Origin of the sequence: Pseudomonas sp. Cab53 (assembly GCF_018325965.1) — a bacterium.
Lineage (GTDB): Bacteria > Pseudomonadota > Gammaproteobacteria > Pseudomonadales > Pseudomonadaceae > Aquipseudomonas > Aquipseudomonas chlororaphis_E.
On sequence record NZ_AP021902.1, the window covers coordinates 3,429,764 to 3,453,338 of the forward strand.

General features: G+C 62.4%; 22 protein-coding genes. 15 read left to right on the forward strand and 7 right to left on the reverse strand.

Annotated features, from left to right (window positions below; all coding sequences use genetic code 11):
- Positions 1-242: 242 nt before the first annotated feature.
- Positions 243-803 carry an NADPH-dependent FMN reductase gene (locus KI241_RS14795; protein WP_042729987.1) on the reverse strand — a complete coding sequence of 187 codons (561 nt, stop codon included), beginning with the start codon at positions 801-803 and terminating at the stop codon, positions 243-245.
- A 184-nt stretch (positions 804-987) separates the two neighbouring features.
- Here KI241_RS14795 and KI241_RS14800 point away from each other — a divergent pair, with 184 nt between their 5' ends.
- Together KI241_RS14800 and KI241_RS14805 are read left to right on the forward strand one after the other, a co-directional pair.
- Positions 988-1,221 (forward strand): hypothetical protein, encoded by a 234-nt coding sequence (locus KI241_RS14800; RefSeq protein ID WP_042729986.1) that lies wholly within the window; start codon positions 988-990, stop codon positions 1,219-1,221.
- An 85-nt stretch (positions 1,222-1,306) separates the two neighbouring features.
- Complete coding sequence (locus tag KI241_RS14805) at positions 1,307-2,200, forward strand: LysR substrate-binding domain-containing protein (protein WP_212802655.1); 894 nt, start codon at positions 1,307-1,309, stop codon at positions 2,198-2,200.
- On the opposite strand, the gene KI241_RS14810 is transcribed toward KI241_RS14805, so the two are convergent.
- The gene (locus KI241_RS14810; protein ID WP_042729984.1) at positions 2,166-2,780 is read right to left on the reverse strand and encodes a GNAT family N-acetyltransferase; all 615 of its coding nucleotides are present in this window, start codon (positions 2,778-2,780) and stop codon (positions 2,166-2,168) included. The two genes, KI241_RS14805 and KI241_RS14810, sit on opposite strands and share 35 nt — an antisense overlap.
- A 205-nt stretch (positions 2,781-2,985) precedes the next feature.
- Positions 2,986-3,732, reverse strand: a complete 747-nt coding sequence (gene dnaQ, locus KI241_RS14815; RefSeq protein ID WP_042729983.1) for a DNA polymerase III subunit epsilon — start codon at positions 3,730-3,732, stop codon at positions 2,986-2,988.
- A 181-nt stretch (positions 3,733-3,913) separates the two neighbouring features.
- Between dnaQ and KI241_RS14820 the strand changes: the two genes are divergently transcribed.
- Entirely contained in the window at positions 3,914-5,959 is a 2,046-nt protein-coding gene (locus KI241_RS14820; RefSeq protein ID WP_212802656.1) for a patatin-like phospholipase family protein, read from the forward strand.
- Positions 5,960-6,033: 74 nt separating this feature from the next.
- On the opposite strand, the gene rnhA is transcribed toward KI241_RS14820, so the two are convergent.
- Both rnhA and KI241_RS14830 read right to left on the reverse strand, forming a co-directional pair.
- The gene (rnhA, locus tag KI241_RS14825) at positions 6,034-6,486 is read right to left on the reverse strand and encodes a ribonuclease HI (protein ID WP_042729981.1); all 453 of its coding nucleotides are present in this window, start codon (positions 6,484-6,486) and stop codon (positions 6,034-6,036) included.
- 91 nt (positions 6,487-6,577) lie between these two features.
- A complete protein-coding gene (locus KI241_RS14830; protein ID WP_042729980.1) occupies positions 6,578-7,336 on the reverse strand; it encodes a methyltransferase domain-containing protein in 759 nt (252 codons plus the stop codon).
- Between the two features lie 65 nt (positions 7,337-7,401).
- Here KI241_RS14830 and gloB point away from each other — a divergent pair, with 65 nt between their 5' ends.
- From gloB to fabI, 8 genes are all read left to right on the forward strand, one after another.
- Positions 7,402-8,169 carry a hydroxyacylglutathione hydrolase gene (gene gloB, locus KI241_RS14835; protein WP_212802657.1) on the forward strand — a complete coding sequence of 256 codons (768 nt, stop codon included), beginning with the start codon at positions 7,402-7,404 and terminating at the stop codon, positions 8,167-8,169.
- A 99-nt stretch (positions 8,170-8,268) separates the two neighbouring features.
- Positions 8,269-9,717 (forward strand): transglycosylase SLT domain-containing protein, encoded by a 1,449-nt coding sequence (locus KI241_RS14840; protein WP_212802658.1) that lies wholly within the window; start codon positions 8,269-8,271, stop codon positions 9,715-9,717.
- Between the two features lie 260 nt (positions 9,718-9,977).
- Positions 9,978-11,807: an extracellular solute-binding protein gene (locus KI241_RS14845; protein WP_161796105.1), complete on the forward strand. Its 1,830-nt coding sequence runs from the start codon at positions 9,978-9,980 to the stop codon at positions 11,805-11,807.
- The gene (locus tag KI241_RS14850) at positions 11,804-13,660 is read left to right on the forward strand and encodes an extracellular solute-binding protein (RefSeq protein ID WP_047738817.1); all 1,857 of its coding nucleotides are present in this window, start codon (positions 11,804-11,806) and stop codon (positions 13,658-13,660) included. The genes KI241_RS14845 and KI241_RS14850 overlap by 4 nt, the downstream gene beginning before the upstream one ends.
- A 4-nt stretch (positions 13,661-13,664) precedes the next feature.
- Positions 13,665-14,738: a microcin C ABC transporter permease YejB gene (locus KI241_RS14855; RefSeq protein WP_042729169.1), complete on the forward strand. Its 1,074-nt coding sequence runs from the start codon at positions 13,665-13,667 to the stop codon at positions 14,736-14,738.
- 1 nt (position 14,739) lies between these two features.
- Positions 14,740-15,759, forward strand: a complete 1,020-nt coding sequence (locus KI241_RS14860) for an ABC transporter permease (RefSeq protein WP_042729170.1) — start codon at positions 14,740-14,742, stop codon at positions 15,757-15,759.
- 1 nt (position 15,760) lies between these two features.
- The gene (locus tag KI241_RS14865) at positions 15,761-17,371 is read left to right on the forward strand and encodes an ABC transporter ATP-binding protein (RefSeq protein ID WP_042729171.1); all 1,611 of its coding nucleotides are present in this window, start codon (positions 15,761-15,763) and stop codon (positions 17,369-17,371) included.
- A gap of 19 nt (positions 17,372-17,390) precedes the next feature.
- Positions 17,391-18,185, forward strand: coding sequence for an enoyl-ACP reductase FabI (gene fabI / locus KI241_RS14870; protein ID WP_042729172.1), 795 nt, complete (start codon positions 17,391-17,393; stop codon positions 18,183-18,185).
- Positions 18,186-18,291: 106 nt separating this feature from the next.
- On the opposite strand, the gene KI241_RS14875 is transcribed toward fabI, so the two are convergent.
- Positions 18,292-19,254, reverse strand: coding sequence for a sensor domain-containing diguanylate cyclase (locus KI241_RS14875; protein WP_042729186.1), 963 nt, complete (start codon positions 19,252-19,254; stop codon positions 18,292-18,294).
- Between the two features lie 147 nt (positions 19,255-19,401).
- Here KI241_RS14875 and KI241_RS14880 point away from each other — a divergent pair, with 147 nt between their 5' ends.
- The gene (locus KI241_RS14880) at positions 19,402-20,226 is read left to right on the forward strand and encodes an AraC family transcriptional regulator (protein ID WP_042729173.1); all 825 of its coding nucleotides are present in this window, start codon (positions 19,402-19,404) and stop codon (positions 20,224-20,226) included.
- Between the two features lie 102 nt (positions 20,227-20,328).
- On the opposite strand, the gene KI241_RS14885 is transcribed toward KI241_RS14880, so the two are convergent.
- Complete coding sequence (locus tag KI241_RS14885) at positions 20,329-20,916, reverse strand: LysE family translocator (protein ID WP_042729174.1); 588 nt, start codon at positions 20,914-20,916, stop codon at positions 20,329-20,331.
- A gap of 149 nt (positions 20,917-21,065) precedes the next feature.
- Here KI241_RS14885 and KI241_RS14890 point away from each other — a divergent pair, with 149 nt between their 5' ends.
- From KI241_RS14890 to KI241_RS14900, 3 genes are all read left to right on the forward strand, one after another.
- A complete protein-coding gene (locus KI241_RS14890) occupies positions 21,066-22,148 on the forward strand; it encodes a trifunctional transcriptional activator/DNA repair protein Ada/methylated-DNA--[protein]-cysteine S-methyltransferase (protein WP_042729175.1) in 1,083 nt (360 codons plus the stop codon).
- Positions 22,149-22,169: 21 nt separating this feature from the next.
- Positions 22,170-22,784 carry a DNA-3-methyladenine glycosylase gene (locus KI241_RS14895; RefSeq protein ID WP_042729176.1) on the forward strand — a complete coding sequence of 205 codons (615 nt, stop codon included), beginning with the start codon at positions 22,170-22,172 and terminating at the stop codon, positions 22,782-22,784.
- Between the two features lie 195 nt (positions 22,785-22,979).
- Entirely contained in the window at positions 22,980-23,468 is a 489-nt protein-coding gene (locus KI241_RS14900) for a GFA family protein (RefSeq protein WP_042729177.1), read from the forward strand.
- Positions 23,469-23,575: the final 107 nt, after the last annotated feature.

Below are 23,575 nucleotides of genomic sequence, written 5' to 3' on the forward strand. Positions count from 1 at the left end.
CAGCCTTGCGCAGAGGGATAGCTGAGGGGGAAAGAGGGGCGAATATAGGTAAACCTAGACATTCGGTAAAGCCAGGATCGAGCGCGCAGAGCACTTTTGTGGCGAGGGGATTTATCCCCGATGGGCTGCAAAGCAGCCCCAAAAAGTTGAGCAACGGTGTTTCAGACAGATTGAAGGGGGCGCTTCGCGCCCCAACGGGGATAAATCCCCTCGCCACAGAAGACCGCCTGAGGCCCCGGGGTTCAGGCCTTTTTATGCTGCTCGACCCACTGGCCATAGGCCGCGATAAATTTCTGCAGGAACGGCTTCAGCGACTCCGACAACTGGCCCGCCTCGTCGAACGCCGTACCGGCGCCGCTCAGGTAGCCTTCCGGTTGCTGCATGCAGGGCACATCGAGGAACACCAGGGACTGGCGCAAATGGTGATTGGCGCCGAAGCCACCGATGGCACCTGGGGAAGCGCTGATCACCGCGCCCGGCTTGCCGCTCAGGCAACTCTGGCCGTAAGGGCGCGAGCCCACGTCGATGGCATTTTTCAAAGGGGCCGGCACCGAACGGTTGTACTCCGGGGTGACGAACAACAGCGCATCGGCCGCGCCCACCCGCTGGCGGAATGTCGCGTAGGCGGCCGGTGCCGGCGTCACGTCGATGTCTTCGTTGTAGAGGGGCAAGTCGCCAATCTCGACGATCTCCAGCTTCAAGTTGGCGGGTGCCAGGTCGGCCAGGGCCAGGGCGATCTTGCGGTTGATCGACGCCTTGCGCAGGCTGCCCACCAAAACGGCCACGGTGTAGACATTACTCATGAGAGGCTTCTCGACTGTCGGCTCAAAGGATCTGTAGTTATAGATGATCGGCGTTACATTTGGACCAGTGGAGCGACGAAATCCTGCCGGCTGGACTATTTTTTTCTTGTAGGAAAACTTACCGCGATAGACCAAGGTCTACAGAACCGCAAATCGAGTGATCTATTTCCAGAGGTTCTAAGCAATGGCAGCAGTACTTGTCGGACAATTCCATGCGCGAGACGCCGAAGGCCGCGTCTATTCGGTGCATGAGTTCCAGGAATCGACCCCGTCGCCCGAGGGATACGGCAAGGAGCCTGTCACCACTTATAAGCTGGCCATTGGTGATCGCGTCAACAAACTCGACGAAGACCGCTTCCTGCTGGTGCAGTCGGGTATCGAGCTCATCCGCGAACCTGAAACGCAAATCGCCTCGTAACCGTTGTTATGAGCAGAAGTCATGCCCGGACTTGGGTTAGGATTCGGCCACCCAATGGCTTATCCGCCGAACACGGACTTCTTGCATGCGTTTACGCCACATCGAAGTGATCCAGGCGCTGCTGCAGACCGGCCATCTCGGCACAGCGGCCGAGTGGCTGCAACTGCCAGTGGCAGAGGTCGAGGCAATTCTGCGTGATGCCGAGGCCCAACTGGGGTTCATGCTGTTTGCCAGTGTGCGCGGACGCTTGCAGGCCACCCGGGAAACCCTCGAACTGCGCGACGGCATCACGCAGGTGTACGACACCCTCGAACCGGTGCAGCGGCTGGCCAGCAGCCTGAAACACTACCAGGCGCCGCCACTGCGCATCATCTGCACCCCGCCCTTGGCCCAGCAATTGTTGCCCCAGAGCATCGCCGCCTTGCGCCGGCGCTTCGCGGATGCCCCTTGCACCCTGCTCAGCCAGCCAACCCGCGGCATCGTCCAGAGCTTGCTCCTGCGCGAAAGCGACCTGGGCCTCAGCCTGCACAACCCTGAACATCCCGACATCGATTGCCAGGTGATCGCCCAGGGCAAACTGCAGTTGCTGGCTCCCCATGGCTGGCTGCAACCGCGGCAGAAGTACATTTCGCTCCAGGACCTGGCGGGACAATCATTGGTGGGGCTCGAAGGGCACGACCCGTTGAGCCCGGCGTTCGAGCACAAGTTGGCGGCGTTGCGCCCGGCGCCGGTGATCCAGATCCGCGTCCAGACCCACCAGATGATGCGGGCCATGGTCGAGGCTGGCGAAGGCCTGGCCATCGTCGACCCTTTTACCGCGTCGGGCGCCAAGAGCGCGGGCCTGGACACCTGCCCGCTGGCACCCGCCATCCTGATTGACCTTTATGCATTGAGCCTCAAAGGCCGCGAGCCCTCGCCCGCCCTTGAATCACTTCTCGAACGAGTCAAGGAACAAGCCGAGGCGCTGCTGGGCCACTGATCGCCATGCCCAGCGGATCGTCGAACAGCCGATACCAGAACAGCGCCACTTCGGCGGTGTGGCGGTCGATGCCGCGATAGCGCAGGTGATCGATCCCACCCAGTACGTAACCGCAACGCTCGTAGAGCCGGCACGCGCCCAGGTTGTTGTTCTGGGTTTCCAGCATGATGCCCGGCAGCTTTTTCTTGCGACTCCAGAACTGCGCGACGTCGAGCAAGGCCTTGGCCACCCCATGGCGACGGGCCGGGGCATGCACCGCCAGCTCGTCGATGTGGGCGAACCCGTTCCAGTTGGTACTGACCACCAGGTGCCCCACCGGCTGGTCATCCAGGTACGCCATGAAGATTTCGCTGTCCGGAGCATCGCGGAAGCTGCTGAACTCCTCGGGATCGATGCCATAGCACTTGCGATAGGGAACGATCGGCGTCACCGGCCACTGGCTCACCGGGCGACCGACCTGCGCCGTGCCGTAGTCACTGACCTCGAAGCTGAAGTCACTGCCCCAGATATAGGCAGCGAAACCGTCATCGACAATGCGCACCGACAGCCCGGGGTGCTTGGGATTCATGACCGGTTGCATACTGGGAAACGTCCTCATTCCTTGAGACAACCAACGGCGCATAGCCATCCATTGCCCTGGTCTTTCAAATCTTCACTCATCAAGCGGGATCCGTAGCCTGCCCGTAACCTGAGGTTAGAAGGTCATGGCGATTGTGGCGAATGAACAAGGTGGGTCCGCGGGAGCGAGCGGGCTCGCACCCACAGGCATTTATGCGCCAAAGCCCTCAAGCCTCAGCCAACTGCGTCCACAGTGCCGGAGCACCGGCCGACTTGGCGATGGCTTCCAGACGCGCGGCATGTTCGGCCAGGTCGCTTTCGCTGGCACGAATGATCCGGGCGGGACGGCGGTCTGCCGGCAGGCGACGGATTTCCGTGGCCTGGTTGCCCGACCCCTCGCCCGAACCGTTGCCATCGGAGGCGTTGCCCGCCAGGGACAGGCTGGTCTGCCCGCCGGTCATGGTCAGGTAGACGTCGGCCAGAATTTCCGAGTCGAGCAAGGCGCCGTGCAGCTCACGGCCGGAGTTGTCGACGTCGTAGCGCTTGCACAAGGCGTCGAGGCTGTTGCGCTGCCCCGGGTGCCGCTCCCGGGCCATCACCAGGGTATCGAGGATGGTGCAATGCTGGCTGATGTCGGCGCGGTCATGCTGGCCCATCAGCGCGAATTCGTTGTTGATGAACCCAACGTCGAACGCCGCGTTGTGGATGATCAACTGCGCGCCCTTGATGAATTCGAAGAACTCATCGGCCACTTCGGCAAACCGCGGCTTGCCCACCAGGAACTCGTTGGTGATGCCGTGGACGCCAATGGCGCCCTCGTCACTCTCGCGGTCCGGTTGCAGGTAAACGTGGAAATGGCGACCGGTCAGGCGCCGGCCGATCAGCTCGACACAACCGATTTCGATAATCCGGTGACCATCGGTCACCGGCATGCCGGTGGTTTCGGTATCCAGTACAACAGATCTGTTGGCCATCAGTGTTCAGCTCTCAACGGGCAGGCTTGCAAAAGCGCGGATGTTAGCACGCTCCCTTCGCCAAGGGATTTCCGCGACCCGGCTGGTGCAAATGAATGATGGCTCAGTGGCACTAAGCCACCCAGGTGCTAGCCTCACGCCACTGGCCTTCGCTCAACGCCAGGTCCCTAAGGAGCGTGACATGTATCACATCCCTCGACCCCATGAAAAAACACTCGGCGCTGGCGCCACGAAGTGGGCAACGTTCACCCTCGCCCTGTTATCCGGTTGCGCGTCGATCGACGATAAGCCCGACCTCGGCCGTACCGACGGCGAGCAACCCGATCCGGCACGCTACGAAGAAAGAAGCGCGGCGCTGAGGGCGGCCGAGAATTGCCTCCTGCGCTCGTATCGGCAACAGCTTCACACGCCAGCCAACGCCATCGTCGCCCCCTGTACCGGGCAGGAAATCGCCGGCTATCGTCCGGAACTCGGCCTGTCCCTGTCTGGCGGCGGGATGCGCTCGGCGACGTTTTCCATCGGGGTTCTCGCGGGCCTGCAAAAACAGGGGCTGCTCGACAAGATCGACATTGTCTCTTCGGTATCAGGCGGCAGTTATGCCAACTTATGGCTCACCCACCAGCTCTTCGGCGCCAGGCACTACGCCGCACACACTGTCACGCCTGACGAGTTGTTCAAAAGCTATTACGTGTACAAGGCCGTGCGGGATAGCCCGGACATCGAACCCATGGCGCGCCCCCACCATGCCGATCAAACAACCAGACGGTTCCAGACCTACCTTGAAAACAACAGCTACCTGATCACCAGGACGCAGGATTCGAATTACGGCGCGTTTATCAACCAGAGCAGCTACATCGGCGAAATGGTCGGGCGCGGGGCGGTCTGGGTGCCTTCCGTGCCCCTCAATATTCTCGCGAACGGCCTCTTCAGGTGGCAGGTCAACTTGAACCCTTGGGAGTCGGCCTACCAGCACGGGATCGACCGGACGTTCGCGGCCTATCCGACAGACTGGCATTCAACCTTAAAAGACGCGCCGCCCAGTTACGGCGAATTGGCGGACGCGGCAAAACGCGGTGAGATACCGTTTTTCATCGTCAACACCACCGCCGCCTACGGAGGCAGCGTCGAATGGCTGCGCACCGCCGACTTCGCGGGCTTCAACTCCGACCTGGCGAGCGTCGTTTATGAATTTTCACCGCTGGCCTACGGCAATACCGCGTTTGGCTACTGCGACTATCAGGACGACACAAAGAGGGCAACCTACGGAGTACCTTGCTACCCCGCCCGCGCGCCCAGGCTCTCCGAAGCCGTCATGATGTCGGGCGCCGCTGTCGACGACCTTAAACTGACCGACCAGCCCCTGGCCTATGTCCCCGTGGATGCGCTGGCCGACGCCCTGAATCTGTCGCTCGGCCGGTACGTGGCAAACCCCAGGGTTGAGCCGGCCACTCGCGCTTGGCACAAAGCCCTGCCGTTCCCTTTCTACTTCGCCACCAACCGGCGATATGACGAAACTCGAGACTCGGTTTACCTCAGTGACGGTGGGCACTCGGAAAACCTCGGGCTCTACGCCCTGGTGAAAAGACGGGTCAAGAACATCATCACGGTTGACGCAGAACACGAAGCCACCAGCCAGGGCGACCAGCGGATGGCCGTGTTCGACGCCTTGCAGCGCTTGCGGTGCCATCTGGGCAAGGAGGAAGGACTGAAGTTCTACAAGGTAGAAGGCTCGGCCACCGTCCCGGACAAGTTTCTCGACGCCGATGCCTGTGAAACGTTTAGCCGCAAGGATATTGGATTCAACTTCGTTAAATCCAACCCCTTCTTTCGGTTCGATATCTGCCCCGACCAAGGGTGCACGCCCGAAAACCGGATCCGGGTTCTGTACGTCAAACTGTCGACCCAGGAAGCGTCCATGCCGCCAAACCCGGACTGGAGTCGCCGGTTGTCGAACTGCGATGGCGACAATGACTTTTCCTGCGAAGCGGTCTGGCTCTACCAGCAGGGATTGTCTGCGTGCAAACACCAATGGCTTGGCGAATGTGATCGCTTTCCGCAAGTGGCGACCCAGGACATCAATTACCCCAGAACGCAGGTCAACGGTCACCGAGCGCTGGGTTATGACATTGGCCGCCGGATCACGCTCTCGGAACAGGGCCCCGCTGGGGAGCCCTTCAATCCCTGGCATCCAAAACCCGACGTGTCCATCAACACCACGGGGTTCTGATGCCGTTGACCGCCAGAAGTTGAGCCACGCCGGCCCGTGAAGGCTGGCGTGGTCTGGGCAGCACAGCCGCGGTGTCAGCCCTGCTTGTAGCCCCGCACTTCATCCACTCCGCGGTTGGCCAACTGGTCGGCCCGCTCGTTACCCGCGTGACCGATGTGGCCGCGCACCCATTTCCAGGTGACGTTGTGGCGGTTGACCTGCTCATCCAGCTGTTTCCACAGGTCGGCGTTCTTCACCGGTTCCTTCGCGGCCGTCTTCCAGCCACGCTTCTTCCAGTTGGCCATCCATTCGTTGATTCCCTTCATCACGTACTGCGAGTCGGTCACCAGCAGCACGTCGCACGGCCGCTTGAGCTCTTCCAGGCCACGAATGGCGCCCATCAGTTCCATGCGATTGTTGGTGGTATTGGCTTCGCCGCCCCAGAGCTCCTTCTCCACGCCCTTGCACACCAGCAACGCGCCCCAGCCACCCGGGCCAGGGTTGCCCTTGCAGGCGCCGTCAGTAAAGAGTTCTACGCTATCGCTCATGCCAATCTATCCAGGAAAAAAATGCAAAGGCCCGCTGGTCGAAGCCAACGACGCCCGTGACCGAAATGTCGGCCGATCATCAGAAAAAGGTTTACGGCTCGATGTGGCGACGATTGACCTTGGCCATGGGCAAGGGAATCAGCTTGCCCATCGGCTCCCGGCGCACCTGGCGTACCGGGCGCAGCCCTACGGCGATCTTGCGCGCCACCAGCAGGTAGAAACCGCCGCCGGACAGTTGCCAGTCACCGGCCTTGCGCTCCCAGCCGGCCAGGCGGGCCTGCCACTTGGGCGACGCAAGCGGCGGACGATAGCACCCGAAGCGGCGTTTCTCCAGCGCGAAACCGAGCAGGTTGAGCCAGTCGCCCACCCGCGAGGCCGAGATGCAACGGGCCTGGCGCAAGGCGTCCTGGGCGAAGACGCGGCGCAGGCCCCAACTGCTCCAGGGGTTGATACCGATGATCAGCAGGTGCCCGCCGGGGCGCACGCTGCTCGCCGCTTCACGCAACAAGCCATGGGGCGACAGGCAGAAGTCCAGGCCATGCTGCATGACCACCACATCGGCGGCGTGTTCGCTGAGCGGCCAGGCCTGTTCCTCGCAGACAATTTCCACCCCGGGCAAGGGCGCGCCCAGGCGCACGTTGCGCTGGACCTGCGGCGCCGACGGCGGCGTCTGCGCCGAAGGCCCGTAGTGCACCAGGTAGCCACCAAAGAACCGGCCCAGCTCGTCTTCGAGCATGCGTCGTTCTTCATCCAGCAAAAATTGCCCGACAGGACCGGACAGCCATTCACGGGCGGCGCTGATCAACGCCAGCCAGTCGGGATCGGCCTGGGCGAACGCTTCATCAGTCATTGCATTCTCCAACGCGTCAGGAAGTTCTAAGATGCGCCTTTGTTTTCAGCTTGGCGAATTCCGCGATGATACAGATCAGTGCCCTGCCCGCGTTCACCGATAACTACATCTGGTTGTTACAGGATCACTCGACCCGGCGTTGCGCGGTGGTCGACCCGGGCGATGCCGCACCGGTCCAGGCCTGGCTCGATGCGCACCCCGGCTGGGTACTGAGCGACATCCTGATCACCCATCATCACCATGATCACGTCGGTGGCGTGCAGGCGCTGAAAAAGGCGACGGGCGCCACCGTCCACGGCCCGGCTGGCGAGAACATCCCGGCGCGCGACACCGCGCTGAACGACCACGATACGGTCAACGTGCTGGGCTGGGACTTCGAGGTCTTCGCCGTGCCCGGCCACACCCTGGGGCATATCGCCTACTACCACCACGGCTTGCTGTTCTGTGGCGACACCTTGTTTGCCGCCGGCTGCGGCCGCCTGTTCGAAGGCACCCCGGCGCAGATGCATCACTCCCTCAGCCGCCTCGCCGCGCTGCCTGAAGACACCCTGGTCTACTGCACCCACGAGTACACCCTCAGCAACCTGAAATTCGCCGCGGCCGTCGAGCCGGACAACCCTGACATCGCCGCGCGCCTGGCCAAAGTCAGCCAACAACGCAGCGACGGCGTCACCACCCTGCCCTCGACCCTGGCCTTGGAAAAACTCACCAATCCGTTCCTGCGCACCACTGAAACATCCGTTAAACAAAAAGCAGACGAACGGAGCGGCCAGCGAAACCAGACGCCGAGTGAGGTTTTTGCGGCCTTGAGGGCTTGGAAAGATACGTTCTAAGGGCGCTACCGATTGATACAAAAATTCTGAATGGTTGACCTGTTGGGGTGCGCTTTCTAGAATCGCCCGACATTTTCGCCCGGAACTTACTTCCAGCCAATGTCGTCATCTATACGCAGGTCCGCCCAGTCAGACACATTGACCCGCTTGGCCCAGGCCATCGCGGTGGCTGTGTCCGCCACGCTGGCGGGCTGCCAGAGCACGAGCCAGGTGCCGCAAACCGACGCGGCCCACACGCCGAACCTCGCTGCCCGGGCCAAGCAGAAGCCGTTGTGGCTCAGCGAAAAACCCAGCCCCCAGGTGCCCCAGGATGTCTGGGAGCGCATGCGCCAGGGCTTCCAGTTGCAGGAAACGGCCGGCGTCAATCCCCGTATCGAGCAGCAGCGGCTCTGGTTCGCCAGCAACCCGTCGTTCCTCGAAGGGGCCGGTGAACGCGGCAGCCTCTACATCCACTACATCGTCGAACGCCTCGAAGAACGCAACATGCCGCTGGAGCTGGCCCTGCTGCCAGTGATCGAAAGCGCCTACAACCCCATGGCCTACTCCCGGGCCAACGCGGTGGGGCTATGGCAATTCATCCCGTCCACGGGGCGTTATTTCAACCTGCGCCAGACCCGTTTCTATGACGGACGCCGCGACATCACCGCGTCCACCACGGCCGCCATGGACTACCTGACGCGGCTGCACGACATGTTCAACGGTGACTGGCTGCTTGCCCTGGCGGCCTACAACGCCGGCGAAGGCACGGTCAGCCGCGCCATCGAGCGCAACGAGAAGCTCGGCCTGCCCACCGACTACTGGAACCTGCCACTGCCCGCCGAGACCCAGGCCTATGTGCCCAAGCTGCTGGCATTGTCCCAGGTGGTGCTCGCCCCCGATGCCTATGGCGTGAACCTCAACCCGATCGCCAACGAACCCTACTTCCAGGTCGTCGAGATCAACCAGCGCATGGACCTGTCCAAGGTCGCGGCGGTGGCCAATATCGACGAGGACGAGCTGTTCCAGCTCAACCCGGCCTTCAAGCAGCGCACCACGATCGACGGCCCGCAACACTTGCTCGTACCCACCTCCAAGGCCCAGTTGCTGACCGCCAGCCTGTCGACCATGCGCCCGGAGGAGTTGATCAGCCCGCGCTCGCTCAAACCGGTCTTCGAAACCGCCGACGACAGCGAAGTCGAAGGCGCCCGGCGCAGCTACCGGGTCAAGCGCGGCGACAACCTGGCCCAGATCGCCAAGGCCAACAATGTCCAGACCAAGGACCTGCAACGCTGGAACAAGCTGAGCGGCAACAAACTCAAGGTTGGCCAGACCCTGGTGATGCAGGACACCAAGACTCCCAAGGCCAACGGCAAGCGCATCAACACCGTGGTGGCCGCCAACAGCAAGGACCAGAAGAAGCAGACCCAGTACAAGGTCAAGCAAGGTGACTCGCTGTACGTGGTGGCCAAACGCTTCAACGTCGAGATGCAACATCTCAAGCGCTGGAACCCGCGGATGGGCAAGGCGCTCAAGCCCGGGCAGATGCTGACGGTCTACTCCCCGCACTGACAGTCATGTAGCCGGGGCAGCTTTGTGGCGAGGGAGCTTGCTCCCGCTGGGTTGCGCAGCAACCCCAAAAGCAGCGACTCAATCATCTCTCACACCGAGGTGCCAGGTTCGGGGTCGCTTCGCACCCCAGCGGGAGCAAGGCCCCTCGCCACAGCTCAAGCAAACCCTGAAGCTTTGAGCCCCCGCCTTTTTCCTGCCGATACAAGCTGTTACTGTACCTGCCATAACGCCCAAGCCGCCTGGATCGGATCTCAGACTTGATACGTCCCCTCCTCTTGCTCCTGATCAGCCTGGCCTTGAGTCCCTGCGCCAGCGCCACCATCAGCGAAAGCCATGGCTATGCGCAGTTCGGCACGCTCAAGTACCCGGCCAGATTCACCCACTTCGACTGGGTCAATCCGCAAGCGCCCAAGGGCGGTACCTTGCGGGTCATGGCATTCGGCACTTTCGATACACTCAACCCGTATACCTTCAAGGGCAGCAGTCCGGTTTCCACGCCTAATTTCCTGCAATACGGCATCAACGAGCTGAACGAACCGTTGATGGTCGGCACCGGCCAGTACGCGCCGTCCGGCGATGAGCCGACGTCCAGCTACGGTCTGATCGCCCAGTCGGTGGAGTACAGCGAAGACCGCAGCTGGGTGGTGTTCAACCTGCGACCCGAAGCGCGGTTCCATGACGGCGTGCCGATCACCGCCTACGACGTGGCCTTCTCCTACCGCACCTTGCTCAAGGACGGTCACCCGCAATACCGCACCAACCTGCAGGAAGTGCTACGGGTCGATATCCTCAACCCACTCAAGATCCGCTTTGTCTTCAAGCGCGCCGGCAACCCCCTGTTGATCCTGCGCCTGGGCGAACTGCCCGTGCTGCCCCAACATTACTGGAAAGGCCGCGACTTCAAGGCAACGACCTTCGAGCCGCCCCTGGGCAGCGGGCCATACCGCATCACCAAGGTGCAACCGGGCCGCCAACTGGTGTTCGAGCGGGTCAAGGATTACTGGGGCAAGGACCTGCCGGTCAATCGTGGCAAGTACAACGTCGACCGCATGGAGGTGGAGTTCTACCGCGACAGCGATGTCGCCTTCGAAGCCTTCAAGGCGGGTGAGTTCGACATCTACATCGAGCACCAGGCCAAGAACTGGGCCAACGGCTACGAGTTCCCGGCAGTCAGGCGCGGCGAAGTGATCAAGGCGCAGATCCCCCACCAGATCCCGACCCAGACCCAGGGCCTGTTCATGAACACCCGGCGCGCCACGTTTGCGCAGGTCAAGGTGCGTGAAGCGCTGGGGCTGATGTTCGATTTCGAGTGGACCAACCGCACGTTGTTCAGCAGCGCCTACAAGCGCACCCTCAGTTACTACCCCAACAGCGAATTTTCCGCCAGCGGCCTCCCTGTGGGCCATGAATGGCTGCTGCTCAAGCCCTACCGCGAACAACTGCCGCCGCGCCTGTTCACCGAACCTTTCAGCCTGCCCCAGACCGACGGTCGCGGCATTCCCCGGGAAACCCTGCGCAAGGCGCTGGGGCTCTTGAAAGAAGCCGGCTGGACGCTCAACGGCCAGCGACTGCTGGACGCCGACAGCCGCCCGCTGAGCTTCGAGATCCTGCTGGTGAACCCGAACCTGGAGCGCATCCTGCAACCTTACGTCGAGAACCTCGCCAGTATCGGCATCCAGGCCCGGTTGCGCACCGTGGACCGCGCCCAGTACAAGCAGCGCCTCGACCAGTTCGACTTCGACATGATCCTGCTGACCCTGAACCAGACCCTGAGCCCGGGCCTGGAACAATGGCAGTACTTCCATTCCAGCCAGGTCGGGGTCAAGGGCAGCAAGAACTACGCCGGGATCGCCGACCCGGTGGTCGACCATCTGCTGGAAAAGCTGCTGGCCGCCCAGACCCGGGACGAACAGGTCGCCGCCGGCAAGGCCCTGGACCGCGTGCTGCTCTGGCAGCACTACTGCATTCCCAACTGGTATCTCAACTATCATCGCCTGGCGTACCGCAACCGGTTCGCCTTCGTCACCACGCCGCCCTACACTCTGGGCCTGAGCGCCTGGTGGCTGAAGTCTTCGGAGAAAGATCAATGAAGCCTATACGTGCCCTGCTCCTGCATGCAGGCGGCCTGCTGTTCGCCGGGCTGGCCTGCGCCGCGCCGCAGCACGCCTTGACCCTGTACAACGAACCGCCGAAATACCCGGCCGACTTCAAGCATTTCGACTACGTCAACCCCGACGCCCCCAAGGGCGGGATATTCCGCCAGGGCGGCTTCGGTGGCTTCGACAGCCTCAACCCGTTCATCAGCAAGGGTGTGCCGGCCGACGACATCGGCCTGATCTACGACACCCTGGCCAAACAGGGCCTGGATGAACCCTTCACCGAATACGGCTTGATCGCCGAGAAAATCGAACGGGCCCCGGACAACGCCTGGGTCCGCTTCTACCTGCGCCCCGAGGCCCGGTTCAACGACGGCCACCCGGTGCGCGCCGAAGACGTGGTGTTCAGCTTCCAGACCCTGACCAAGGACGGCGCCCCGATGTTTCGCGGCTACTACAACGACGTCGCCGAAGCCATCGCCGAAGACCCGCTCAAGGTCCTGTTCAAGTTCAAGCACACCAATAACCGTGAATTGCCGTTGATCCTCGGCCAACTGCCGGTATTGCCGAAACATTGGTGGGCCGATCGCGATTTCAACAAAGGCAACCTGGAGATTCCCCTCGGCAGCGGCCCCTACAAGGTCACCGAAGTGAAGGCCGGGCGCTCGATCCGCTATGAGCGAGTGAAGGACTACTGGGGCAAGGACCTGGCGGTCAACCGCGGTTTCTATAACTTCGACGTGCTGACCACCGACTATTACCGCGACAACACCGTGGCGGTCGAGGCCCTGAAGGCCGGGCAGTTCGACTTCTGGCTGGAGATGACCGCCAAGAACTGGGCCAACGCCTACAACATCCCGGCCGTCACCGAGGGGCGCCTGATCAAGGAACAGATTCCCAACGGCAACCCCACCGGCATGCAGGGTTTTGTCTTCAACCTGCGCCGGCCGGTGTTCCAGGATGTGCGGGTGCGCAAGGCCCTGAGCCTGTTGCTGGATTTCGAATGGACCAACAAGCAGCTGTTCAACGGCGCCTATGCCCGCACCCGCAGTTATTTCGAAAACTCGGAAATGGCCGCCACCGGCCTGCCCGATGAAGACGAACTGAAGATCCTCGAACCCCTGCGCGGCAAGATTCCCGAACAGGTCTTCACCGAAGCGTTCCAACCTTCGATGTGTGACGGCAGCGGCATGATCCGCGACCAGCAGCGCAACGCCTACCAACTGTTGCAGGAAGCCGGCTGGCGTATCGTCGACGACAAGATGGTCGATGCCCAGGGCAAACCGGTGGTGCTGGAGTTCCTGCTCGCCCAGACCGAGTTCGAACGGGTGCTGCTGCCGTTCAAGCGCAACCTGAGCGACCTGGGCATCGACCTGGTAATCCGCCGGGTGGACGTGTCCCAGTACATCAACCGCGTGCGCTCCCGGGACTTCGACCTGGTGGTGGGCAGTTTCCCGCAATCGAGCTCGCCGGGTAACGAACAGCGCGAATTCTGGATGTCGGCCGCCGCCGACAGGCCTGGCAGCCGCAATACCATGGGCCTCAAGGACCCGGCGGTCGACCAATTGGTGGAACAGTTGATCAACGCCGACTCGCGCAAGAGCCTGGTGGCCCATGCCCGGGCGCTGGACCGGGTGCTGCAATGGGGCTACTACGTGATCCCCAACTGGCACATCAAGACCTGGCGCGTGGCCTACTGGAACCACATCGGCCACCCGAAAGTGACACCGACCTATGACATCGGCACCACCACCTGGTGGGTCAAGCCCGACACCAAGCCTGCCGTGGAAGTAGAAAAACAAGTGATGGAACAACAGAACAACGCTGCTCCTGCGAGCGTGGAGTAACCCGATGCTGGCTTATACATTCAGGCGGCTGCTGCTGATCATCCCGACGCTGTTCGGCATCCTCTTGATCAACTTCGTCATCATCCAGGCCGCGCCTGGCGGGCCGGTCGAGCAGATGATCGCCAAGCTCGAAGGGTTCGAAGGCGCCACCAGTCGCATCGCCGGCGGCGGCGCCGAGGTGTCGGTGGCCGGGTCCAGCTATCGCGGCGCCCAGGGCCTGGACCCCAGCCTGGTCAAGGAAATCGAGCGGATGTACGGATTCGACAAGTCGGCTCCCGAGCGCCTGTGGATCATGATCAAGAACTACGCCCAGCTGGACTTCGGCGACAGTTTCTTCCGCGATGCCAAGGTCATCGACCTGATCAAGGAAAAGATGCCGGTGTCCATTTCCCTCGGGCTGTGGAGCACGCTGATCATGTACCTGGTGTCGATCCCGCTGGGGATCGCCAAGGCCACGCGGCACGGTAGCCATTTCGACGTCTGGACCAGCTCGGCGATCATCGTCGGCTACGCGATCCCCTCGTTCCTGTTCGCCATCCTGCTGATCGTGGTGTTTGCCGGCGGCAGTTACTTCGACTGGTTCCCGTTGCGCGGGTTGACCTCGAACAATTTCGAGACACTGACCCTGGGCGGCAAGATCCTCGACTACTTCTGGCACCTTGCCCTGCCGGTGACCGCCCTGGTGATCGGCAACTTCGCCACCATGACCCTGCTGACCAAGAACAGCTTCCTCGACGAAATCAACAAGCAATACGTCGTCACCGCCAAGGCCAAGGGCCTGACCCGCCGCCGGGTGCTCTACGGCCACGTGTTCCGCAATGCCATGCTGCTGGTGATCGCCGGCTTTCCTTCGGCCTTCATCGGGATCTTCTTCACCGGATCCTTGCTGGTGGAAGTGATCTTCTCCCTCGACGGCCTCGGCCTGATGAGCTTCGAGGCGGCCATCAACCGCGACTACCCGGTGGTCTTCGGCACCCTGTTCATCTTTACCCTGCTGGGGCTGGTGGTGAAACTGATCGGCGACCTGACCTATTCTTTTGTCGATCCGCGCATCGACTTCGAAAGTCGGGAGCATTGAGATGAACCTTTCCCCGCTCAATCGCCGCCGTTTCGAACTGTTCAAGGCCAACAAGCGTGGCTGGTGGTCGCTGTGGCTGTTCCTGGCGCTGTTCATACTTAGCCTGGGCGCCGAGCTGATCGCCAACGACAAGCCGCTGGTGGTGCATTACGACGACGGCTGGTACTTCCCGGCCCTCAAGCGCTACCCGGAAACCACCTTCGGCGGCGAGTTTCCGCTGGAAGCCAACTACAAGAGCCCGTATATCCGCGAACTGCTGGCCGCCAAGAACGCCTGGGTGCTGTGGGCACCGATTCCGTTCAGCTACCAGAGCATCAACTACGACCTGAAGGTCCCGGCACCGGCACCGCCCTCGGCCATGAACTGGCTGGGCACCGACGATCAGGGCCGCGACGTGCTGGCCCGGGTCATCTACGGCTTTCGTATCTCGGTGTTGTTCGCCCTGACCCTGACCGTGCTCAGTTCGATCATCGGCGTGATCGCCGGCGCCCTGCAGGGCTTCTACGGCGGCTGGGTCGACCTGGCTGGCCAGCGCTTCCTGGAAATCTGGTCCGGGCTGCCGGTGCTGTACCTGTTGATCATCCTGGCCAGCTTCGTGCAGCCGAATTTCTGGTGGCTGCTGGGGATCATGCTGCTGTTTTCCTGGATGAGCCTGGTGGACGTGGTGCGCGCCGAGTTCCTGCGCGGGCGCAACCTGGAATACGTGCGTGCCGCACGGGCATTGGGCATGCAGAACGGCGCGATCATGTTCCGCCACATCCTGCCCAATGCCATGGTTTCGACCATGACGTTCATGCCGTTCATCCTCACCGGCGCCATTGGCACCCTCACCGCCCTGGATTTCCTCGGTTTCGGCTTGCCCGCTGGCTCGCCGTCCCTGGGCGAACTGGTGGCCCAGGGTAAATCCAACCTCCAGGCCCCCTGGCTTGGGATCAGCGCGTTCGCCGTGCTGGCCCTGATGTTGAGCTTGCTGGTGTTCATCGGCGAATCCGCGCGCGATGCCTTCGATCCGAGGAAATGACATGAACACTGACAACCTGATCGAAGTCCGCGACCTGGCGGTGGAGTTCATTGTCGGCGAACGCCGCCAGCGCGTGGTCGAAGGCGTCAGCTTCGACATCCACCGCGGTGAAACCCTGGCGCTGGTGGGTGAAAGCGGCTCGGGCAAGTCGGTGACGGCCCACTCGATCCTGCGGTTGCTGCCCTACCCGCTGGCCCACCACCCCACCGGGACGATCCGCTACGCCGGGCAGGACCTGCTGGGCCTGAAGGAAAAGACCCTCCGCCACCTGCGCGGCAACCGCATCGCGATGATCTTCCAGGAACCGATGACCTCGCTGAACCCGCTGCACTGCATTGAAAAACAGATCAATGAAGTGCTCGGCATTCACAAGGGCCTGAGCGGCAAGGTCGCGACCCGGCGCACCCTGGAGCTGCTGGAGCTGGTCGGCATCCCCGAGCCGCACAAGCGACTCAAGGCCCTGCCCCATGAATTGTCCGGTGGCCAGCGCCAACGGGTGATGATCGCCATGGCCCTGGCCAACGAGCCGGAACTGCTGATCGCCGACGAGCCGACCACGGCCCTGGACGTCACCGTCCAGCTGAAAATCCTCGATCTGCTCAAGGATCTGCAGGCACGATTGGGCATGTCGTTGCTGCTGATCAGCCACGATTTGAACCTGGTGCGAAGAATTGCGCATCGCGTATGTGTCATGCAGCGCGGTTGCATCGTCGAACAGGCATCGTGCGAAGAATTGTTCCGCGCGCCGCAGCATCCGTACACTCGGGAACTGCTGGGTGCCGAACCCAGCGGCACCCCGGCGAACAACGTTGTCGGCCCGCCGCTGTTGGAGGTCGAGGACCTGAAAGTCTGGTTCCCGGTCAAGAAAGGCCTGTTCAAGCGCACGGTAGACTACATCAAGGCCGTGGACGGTATCCGCTTCAGCCTGCCCCAGGGCCAGACCCTGGGCATCGTCGGCGAGAGCGGTTCGGGCAAGTCCACCCTGGGGTTGGCGATCTTGCGGTTGATCGCCAGCCAGGGCGGGATCCGGTTCGAAGGCAAACAGCTCGACAGCCTGTCGCAGCAGCAGGTAAGACCGCTGCGCCGGGAGATGCAAGTGGTGTTTCAGGACCCGTTCGGCAGCCTGAGCCCGCGGATGTGTGTCAGCCAGATTGTCGGTGAAGGCCTGCGGATCCACCGGATCGGCACCGAAGCCGAGCAGGAACAAGCGATAATCGCGGCATTGAAGGAGGTAGGCCTGGATCCGGACACCCGGCACCGCTACCCCCATGAATTTTCCGGAGGGCAGCGGCAGCGTATCGCCATTGCCCGGGCCCTGGTGCTCAAGCCGGCGTTGATCCTGCTGGATGAACCCACGTCGGCCCTGGACCGTACCGTGCAACGCCAGGTGGTGGAGCTGTTGCGGTCGTTGCAAACCAAGTACAACCTGACGTACCTGTTTATCAGCCATGATCTGGCTGTCGTCAAAGCGCTGAGCCACCAACTGATGGTGGTCAAGCATGGCCAAGTGGTCGAACACGGTGATGCCCGCAGCCTATTCGCTGCGCCGCAACACCCCTATACACAGCAGTTGCTGGAGGCCGCCTTCCTGGCCCCAACAACTGCCGAATAACCTGAAAGAGGAGCAACACATGGGTTTTCTCGCCGGTAAGCGCGTACTGATCGTCGGTGTCGCCAGCAAGCTGTCCATCGCATCCGGCATCGCCGCCGCCATGCATCGCGAGGGCGCTGAGCTTGCCTTCACTTATCAGAACGACAAACTCAAGGGTCGTGTCGAAGAGTTCGCGCAAGGCTGGGGTTCGAGCCCTGAGCTGTGCTTCCCGTGCGACGTGGCCAGCGATGAAGAAATCGCCAAGGTCTTCGAGCAACTGAGCCAGAAATGGGACGGCCTGGACTGCATCGTGCACTCCGTCGGCTTCGCACCGGGCGACCAACTGGACGGCGACTTCACTGAAGCCACCACCCGCGAAGGCTTCCGCATTGCCCACGACATCAGCGCCTACAGCTTCGTGGCCCTGGCCAAGGCCGGTCGCGAAATGATGAAAGGCCGCAACGGCAGCCTGCTGACCCTGTCGTACCTGGGCGCCGAGCGCACCATGCCGAACTACAACGTCATGGGCATGGCCAAGGCCTCCCTGGAAGCCGGCGTGCGTTACCTGGCCGGCTCCCTGGGCCCGGACGGCACCCGCGTCAACTGCGTCTCGGCCGGTCCGATCCGCACCCTCGCTGCCTCCGGCATCAAGAACTTCCGCAAGATGCTGGCCGCCAACGAAGCGCAAACCCCGCTGCGTCGCAACGTCACCATCGAAGAAGTCGGCAACGCCGGCGCCTTCCTGTGCTCCGACCTGGCGTCGGGCATCAGCGGTGAAATCATGTACGTGGACGGCGGCTTCAACACCACCGCCATGGGCAACATCGAAGAGTAATCTTCACCGCCCATGAAAACGCCGCGGCGCCTGCAAAGGCCCCGCGGCGTTTTTCATTGCGGCCCCAATGCAGCATGAACAAGTATCAAGGCTTTTCAGACAGAGCCTAGCGCCGATTCGCCTGTTTCTGGGTGTACATGGCAGCGTCCGCATCAGCCATCAGGCCCTCGATGCTGTGGTGGCGCTGCGGGTCGTATTCGATCTGGCCGACGCTGAAGCGAATGTCATAGCCCCGCCGCAACATCGCGTTGCGTTCATCGAGGATTTCCCTGAGGCGCGCCATGATCGCGGTAGTCTCGACATGGGACGAGCCGGTGAGCAAGGCCACGAACTCATCGCCGCCCAGGCGGCCGACCACATCACTTTCGCGAAACGCAATGCGCAGCACGTCGGCGAAGGTCTTCAACGCGGCGTCGCCCTCGGCGTGGCCGAATCGATCATTGATGGGTTTGAAGTCATTGAGGTCGAAAAACAGCAGCGTCGCCGGTCGGGACAAGCGCTCACACACGCCCAAGGCATGTTGGGCCAGGGTCATGAACCCGCGCCGATTGGACAGCAGCGTCAGTTCATCCATGCTCGCCATCTGCACGGCGATCATTTCCTGCTCGGCCATGCTCGCCAGGTCACGCAGCAGTTCACGCTCTTCTTCGTTGAGGGTGCGCGGGCGGGTGTCGATCAGGCACAACGTCCCCAGTTTGCTGCCATCTTCCAGCCCCAGCGGGTGCCCAGCGTAGAAACGGATACCCGGCAGGCCCGTGACCAGGGGATTGTCGCGAAACCGCTCGTCCAGCTCCGCATCACTGATTTCCATGATGTGGTCCTGCAGGATCGCATGGCCACAGAACGACACCGACCGCGGCGTTTCCGTGGCGTCCAGGCCGGCGTTGGACTTGAACCACTGCCGGTTGGCATCCACCAGCGACACCAGCGCAATGGGCACATCGAACAGTCGCCGGGCAAGCCGGGTCAGGCGATCGAAGCGCTCCTCGGGCGCTGTATCAAGCAGTTTGAGCGACTGTAGATTCTTCACACGAACAGCTTCGTTGTCAGGTTTGCCTGGCTCGAGCATCGGGAACTCCATTGACGGAACTCCTCGAAGTCTAGACCAGACCCACAGTGCTTCCACCGTTGATCCCGTGCGAGGTCGAATCGAGTGGGCATTTGCCTGCCAGCGCTTATACACTGCGACCCAGGTTCAACCAGAGCACATCGACCGATGAAGCACGCCACCCCTGACGCCGCCCCCCGCTTCTGGCGCGACGCGGCCCTGCCCTTCATCGAGGCCCGAGCCATCGCCGACGGGCGCAAGGTCTGCTATTCGCGCCACGCCCACGACCATTTCTCCATCGGCGCGATCACTGCCGGACGCAGCACTTACATTCACGAGCACTCGCACTTGCAGGTGGCAAGCGGCACGGTGGTGTTGATGAACCCCGGCGCCGTTCATGCCTGCAACCCGATCGACGACCAGCCTTGGTCATACCTCATGTTGTACGTGGACAGCCAATGGCTGCGGGACCTGCAACGGCGTATCGGCTTTGACCAGGGCCTGGAGTTCCAAGGCTTCGCCACCACCCACAGTCGCGACGTCGAGTTGTTTGCAGCGTTGCAGCGCCTGTATGGGCAACTGGTGGATGAACGGCTCGCCGCCCATCACAAGCACGCCGCCGCCGAAGCGTTCTTCACGGACCTGCAACAGCGCCTCAACCCGGCCGGTCGCCCGGACCGGGGCAGCCATCCGGGCTTGATGCGGGCGGCGCAATTCATTCATGACCACTGCACCGAAGCCCTGAAGCTGGAAGACATCTGCGCCGCCGCTCAGCTCTCGCCGTCCTACCTGAGCCGGGCGTTCAAGCGCCATTACGGGATGACGCCTCACGCGTTCCTGGTCAATCGACGGATCCAGTTCGCCCGCCGCCAGTTGCGCGAAGGCCGGCTGATCGCCGATGTGGCGCTGGACAGCGGGTTTGCCGACCAGGCGCATTTCCAACGGGCCTTCAAGCAACACCTGGCGGCCACGCCGGGCCAGTATCGCGGTTGATACTGCCCCACCACCTTGTTTGGACCAAAAACAGGTGGACCTCTGTGGCGAGGGAGCTTGCTCCCTCGCCACAACAGCATCCCGCCTCGAAAACACTTGTGCTCAAGGCAACAATAAATACACCGCACTGGCCACCAATAACACCGCCATCGCCCGGTTGAACAGGCGCAGGGTCGCCGGATTACCCAGCCAGGTGCGCAGAAAGCTCCCGGCATAGGCCCAACAGCCCACCGAGACGTAGCAGATTACCAGGTAGATCGCCGCGAACTGCCACACCAGCCGCGCCTCGCCGTCAGCCACGAACGCACCCATCCCCGCGACGCAGGCCAGCCAGGCCTTGGGGTTGAGCCATTGCATCAGCGCGCCGTATAACATTGAAGGCGCCCGACCCTCATCCGCCCCAGCCAGCTGCCCGTCGTCCATCGCCAGTTTCCAGGCCATGAACAATAGAAACCCGACGCCACCCAGTTGCACCACCCGGGTCAGTGCCGGCCAGCGTTGCAGCACTTCATGCAACCCCAGCCCCATCAACACCAGCAGCAGGACAAACCCCAGGGTCGCGCCGCCCACATGGCGCAAGGTGGCTCGAAAGCCATATCGGGCGCCGGAGCTGAGGGCCACGATATTCACCGGTCCCGGCGTGATGGAGGCCACCAAGGCAAACGCCGCCATGGATAGAATCAGAGTCATCGCATACCTTCTTCATGTCTGTGAGGTGGCGATCAGGGTAAAAGGCCCATGGCGGGGTGTATTGAAGAAAACTGCCTTGATCCGGCACAAAGAATTCACTGTCGATTTTGCGGTGGAGTCGTAGCGGGCACGGTTCTATGCTCAACCCCATGAACCTACATGACTCGCTGCTCCCGCCCCACGCCGAAATGGTCCGCGCCATGCTCGAACGAGACACCGCCTACGAGGGGGTGTTCTTCACGGCGGTCAAGACCACTGGCATTTTCTGTCGCCCCAGTTGCACGGCGCGCAAGCCGAAGCCGGAAAACGTGGAGTTCTTCGCCCACGCCGACGAAGCCCTGTCCGCTGGCTACCGCGCCTGCCTGCGCTGCAAGCCGCTGGACGCCGCGGCCATCGCGCCGGACTGGATCCAGGCCCTGCTCAAGGCCGTGGACGCCGAACCAGACCTGCGCTGGACCGACGCCCTGCTGCTGGAGCAAGGCATCGAGCCGCTGAAACTGCGGCGCTGGTTCAAGCAGCATTTCGGCATGACCTTCCACGCCTACCTGCGCACCCGCCGCCTGGGGATCGCCCTGGGCGGGATCAAGGCCGGGGCGTCCATCGACCACGCGGCGTTCGATTCCGGCTACGAATCCTTGAGCGGCTTTCGCGATGCCTTCGTGAAATCCTTCCACATCACCCCAGGACGCGCCGCCCTCAGCGAACCCTTGCTGTTCACGCGCCTGACCACGCCGTTGGGACCGATGCTGGCCATGGCCGAACGGCGCGGCCTGGTGCTGCTGGAGTTCCTCGACCGCCCTGCCCTGACCAAGGAACTGGAAGAGCTGCAGCAGCGCTACGGCTACACGCTCGCACCGGGGCACAACGCCCACTTGCAGCAGATCGAAGGCGAACTGGCGGACTACTTCGCCGGCAAGCTCACGGCGTTCACCGTCCCGTTGCACATGCCCGGCAGCGCCTTCGCCGCCCGGGTATGGGCCGAACTGCTCAAGATCCCTTATGGCGAAACCCGCAGCTATGGCAGCATCGCCGCGGTGTTGGGCAGCCCCGGTGCCAGCCGGGCCGTGGGCCTGGCCAACGGGCAGAACCGCTTGGCCATCGTCGTCCCTTGCCATCGGGTGATCGGTGCGGACGGCGCGTTGACCGGCTATGGTGGTGGACAGCCGCGCAAAGCCTTTCTATTGCGGCTGGAACACGCCGCAACGCAGGTTTCATTGCCCCTGGCGTTTTGATCGACTTCACAAGAGCTGCCGATGCCCGTTCCCTACCATGACGCCAGCGTCTTCCTGGCCCAGCTCGATGAAGACTGGCAACGACACGTCGAAGCGACCGGCCCCTGCCTGTTGCAGCCCAGGCCGACCCGCGACCCCTACGAAGCGCTGGTGCGGGCGATTGCCTATCAGCAACTGCATGCCAAGGCCGGCGATGCGATTCACGGCCGCTTGCTGGCGTTGTTCCCGGGCCAGGCCTTCCCGACGCCCGAGCAATTGCTGGCCACAGACGTCGCGCAGATGCGCGGTTGCGGCTTTTCCGCCAGCAAGATTGCCACCATTCACGGCATCGCCCAGGCGGCGCTGGACGGAATCGTGCCGGATTACCCCACCGCGCTGGCCATGGACAACGAAGCGCTGATCGAACGCCTGGTCACCCTGCGTGGCGTCGGACGCTGGACCGTCGAGATGCTGTTGATCTACAGCCTGGAGCGCCCCGATATCCTACCGGTCGATGACTTTGGGGTTCGAGAGGGCTACCGACGGCTGAAAAGACTGGAACAACAACCCAGTCGCCGGCAGATGCTGGACATCGGCCAGGCCTGGAGCCCTTATCGGACGGTGGCGGCGTGGTACCTGTGGCGAATGCCGAAATAATGTTGGCTGCACCGACGTCTTCGCGAGCAAGCCCGCTCCCACACTGACCGAGAGCGGGCAGAAGACCCGACACAGATCCCCTGTGGGAGCGGGCTTGCTCGCGAAGGCGGTCTCATGGCCAGCCTCAACTCAACTGCCATGACACAGATTGTCTAGGCTGTACTGAGTCATTTCCAATCCCACTGGAGGCTCCCCATGCAGCTAGAAGGATCCTGCCACTGCGGCGCGGTGTCGTTCACCCTCGACAGTGCTCACCCCTACCCTTACCAACGCTGTTACTGCTCAATCTGCCGCAAGACCCAGGGCGGTGGTGGTTTTGCGATCAACCTGGGTGGCGATGCGCGGACCTTGAAAGTGCGCGGACGCAAGCACATCTCGGTCTACCACGCGCGGCTCAAGGACGAAGGCGATAAACGCGCCCACCGCAGCAGTGCCGAACGACATTTCTGTTCCTTGTGCGGTTCGGGGCTATGGCTGTTCAGCCCCGAATGGCCGGAGCTGATTCACCCCTTTGCCTCGGCCATCGACACACCGCTGCCGGTACCGCCGGAGCACACCCATCTGATGCTGGGTTCCAGGGCGCCGTGGGTGGAAGTCGAGGCGCATCCGGATGACCAGTTGTTCGAGGTTTATCCCGAGGAGTCCATTGCTCGGTGGCATGAGCGCCTGGGGCTGGTCACTTAGAAATGCAGTGCTGCATAAGGCCCCTTCGCGAGCAAGCTCGCTCCCACAGGGATTTGTGAACTTCCCAAGTCCAATGTGGGAGCGAGCTTGCTCGCGATGGCGTCAAG

Excerpts from the sequence above, each read along its gene's own strand:
- KI241_RS14795 (WP_042729987.1), bottom strand. The coding sequence starts at position 803 with ATGAGTAATGTCTACACCGTGGCCGTTTTGGTGGGCAGCCTGCGCAAG.
- KI241_RS14800 (WP_042729986.1), top strand. The coding sequence starts at position 988 with ATGGCAGCAGTACTTGTCGGACAATTCCATGCGCGAGACGCCGAAGGC.
- KI241_RS14805 (WP_212802655.1), top strand. The coding sequence starts at position 1,307 with ATGCGTTTACGCCACATCGAAGTGATCCAGGCGCTGCTGCAGACCGGC.
- KI241_RS14810 (WP_042729984.1), bottom strand. The coding sequence starts at position 2,780 with ATGCAACCGGTCATGAATCCCAAGCACCCCGGGCTGTCGGTGCGCATT.
- dnaQ (WP_042729983.1), bottom strand. The coding sequence starts at position 3,732 with ATGGCCAACAGATCTGTTGTACTGGATACCGAAACCACCGGCATGCCG.
- KI241_RS14820 (WP_212802656.1), top strand. The coding sequence starts at position 3,914 with ATGTATCACATCCCTCGACCCCATGAAAAAACACTCGGCGCTGGCGCC.
- rnhA (WP_042729981.1), bottom strand. The coding sequence starts at position 6,486 with ATGAGCGATAGCGTAGAACTCTTTACTGACGGCGCCTGCAAGGGCAAC.
- KI241_RS14830 (WP_042729980.1), bottom strand. The coding sequence starts at position 7,336 with ATGACTGATGAAGCGTTCGCCCAGGCCGATCCCGACTGGCTGGCGTTG.
- gloB (WP_212802657.1), top strand. The coding sequence starts at position 7,402 with ATGATACAGATCAGTGCCCTGCCCGCGTTCACCGATAACTACATCTGG.
- KI241_RS14840 (WP_212802658.1), top strand. The coding sequence starts at position 8,269 with ATGTCGTCATCTATACGCAGGTCCGCCCAGTCAGACACATTGACCCGC.
- KI241_RS14850 (WP_047738817.1), top strand. The coding sequence starts at position 11,804 with ATGAAGCCTATACGTGCCCTGCTCCTGCATGCAGGCGGCCTGCTGTTC.
- KI241_RS14855 (WP_042729169.1), top strand. The coding sequence starts at position 13,665 with ATGCTGGCTTATACATTCAGGCGGCTGCTGCTGATCATCCCGACGCTG.
- KI241_RS14860 (WP_042729170.1), top strand. The coding sequence starts at position 14,740 with ATGAACCTTTCCCCGCTCAATCGCCGCCGTTTCGAACTGTTCAAGGCC.
- KI241_RS14865 (WP_042729171.1), top strand. The coding sequence starts at position 15,761 with ATGAACACTGACAACCTGATCGAAGTCCGCGACCTGGCGGTGGAGTTC.
- fabI (WP_042729172.1), top strand. The coding sequence starts at position 17,391 with ATGGGTTTTCTCGCCGGTAAGCGCGTACTGATCGTCGGTGTCGCCAGC.
- KI241_RS14875 (WP_042729186.1), bottom strand. The coding sequence starts at position 19,254 with ATGCTCGAGCCAGGCAAACCTGACAACGAAGCTGTTCGTGTGAAGAAT.
- KI241_RS14880 (WP_042729173.1), top strand. The coding sequence starts at position 19,402 with ATGAAGCACGCCACCCCTGACGCCGCCCCCCGCTTCTGGCGCGACGCG.
- KI241_RS14885 (WP_042729174.1), bottom strand. The coding sequence starts at position 20,916 with ATGACTCTGATTCTATCCATGGCGGCGTTTGCCTTGGTGGCCTCCATC.
- KI241_RS14890 (WP_042729175.1), top strand. The coding sequence starts at position 21,066 with ATGAACCTACATGACTCGCTGCTCCCGCCCCACGCCGAAATGGTCCGC.
- KI241_RS14895 (WP_042729176.1), top strand. The coding sequence starts at position 22,170 with ATGCCCGTTCCCTACCATGACGCCAGCGTCTTCCTGGCCCAGCTCGAT.
- KI241_RS14900 (WP_042729177.1), top strand. The coding sequence starts at position 22,980 with ATGCAGCTAGAAGGATCCTGCCACTGCGGCGCGGTGTCGTTCACCCTC.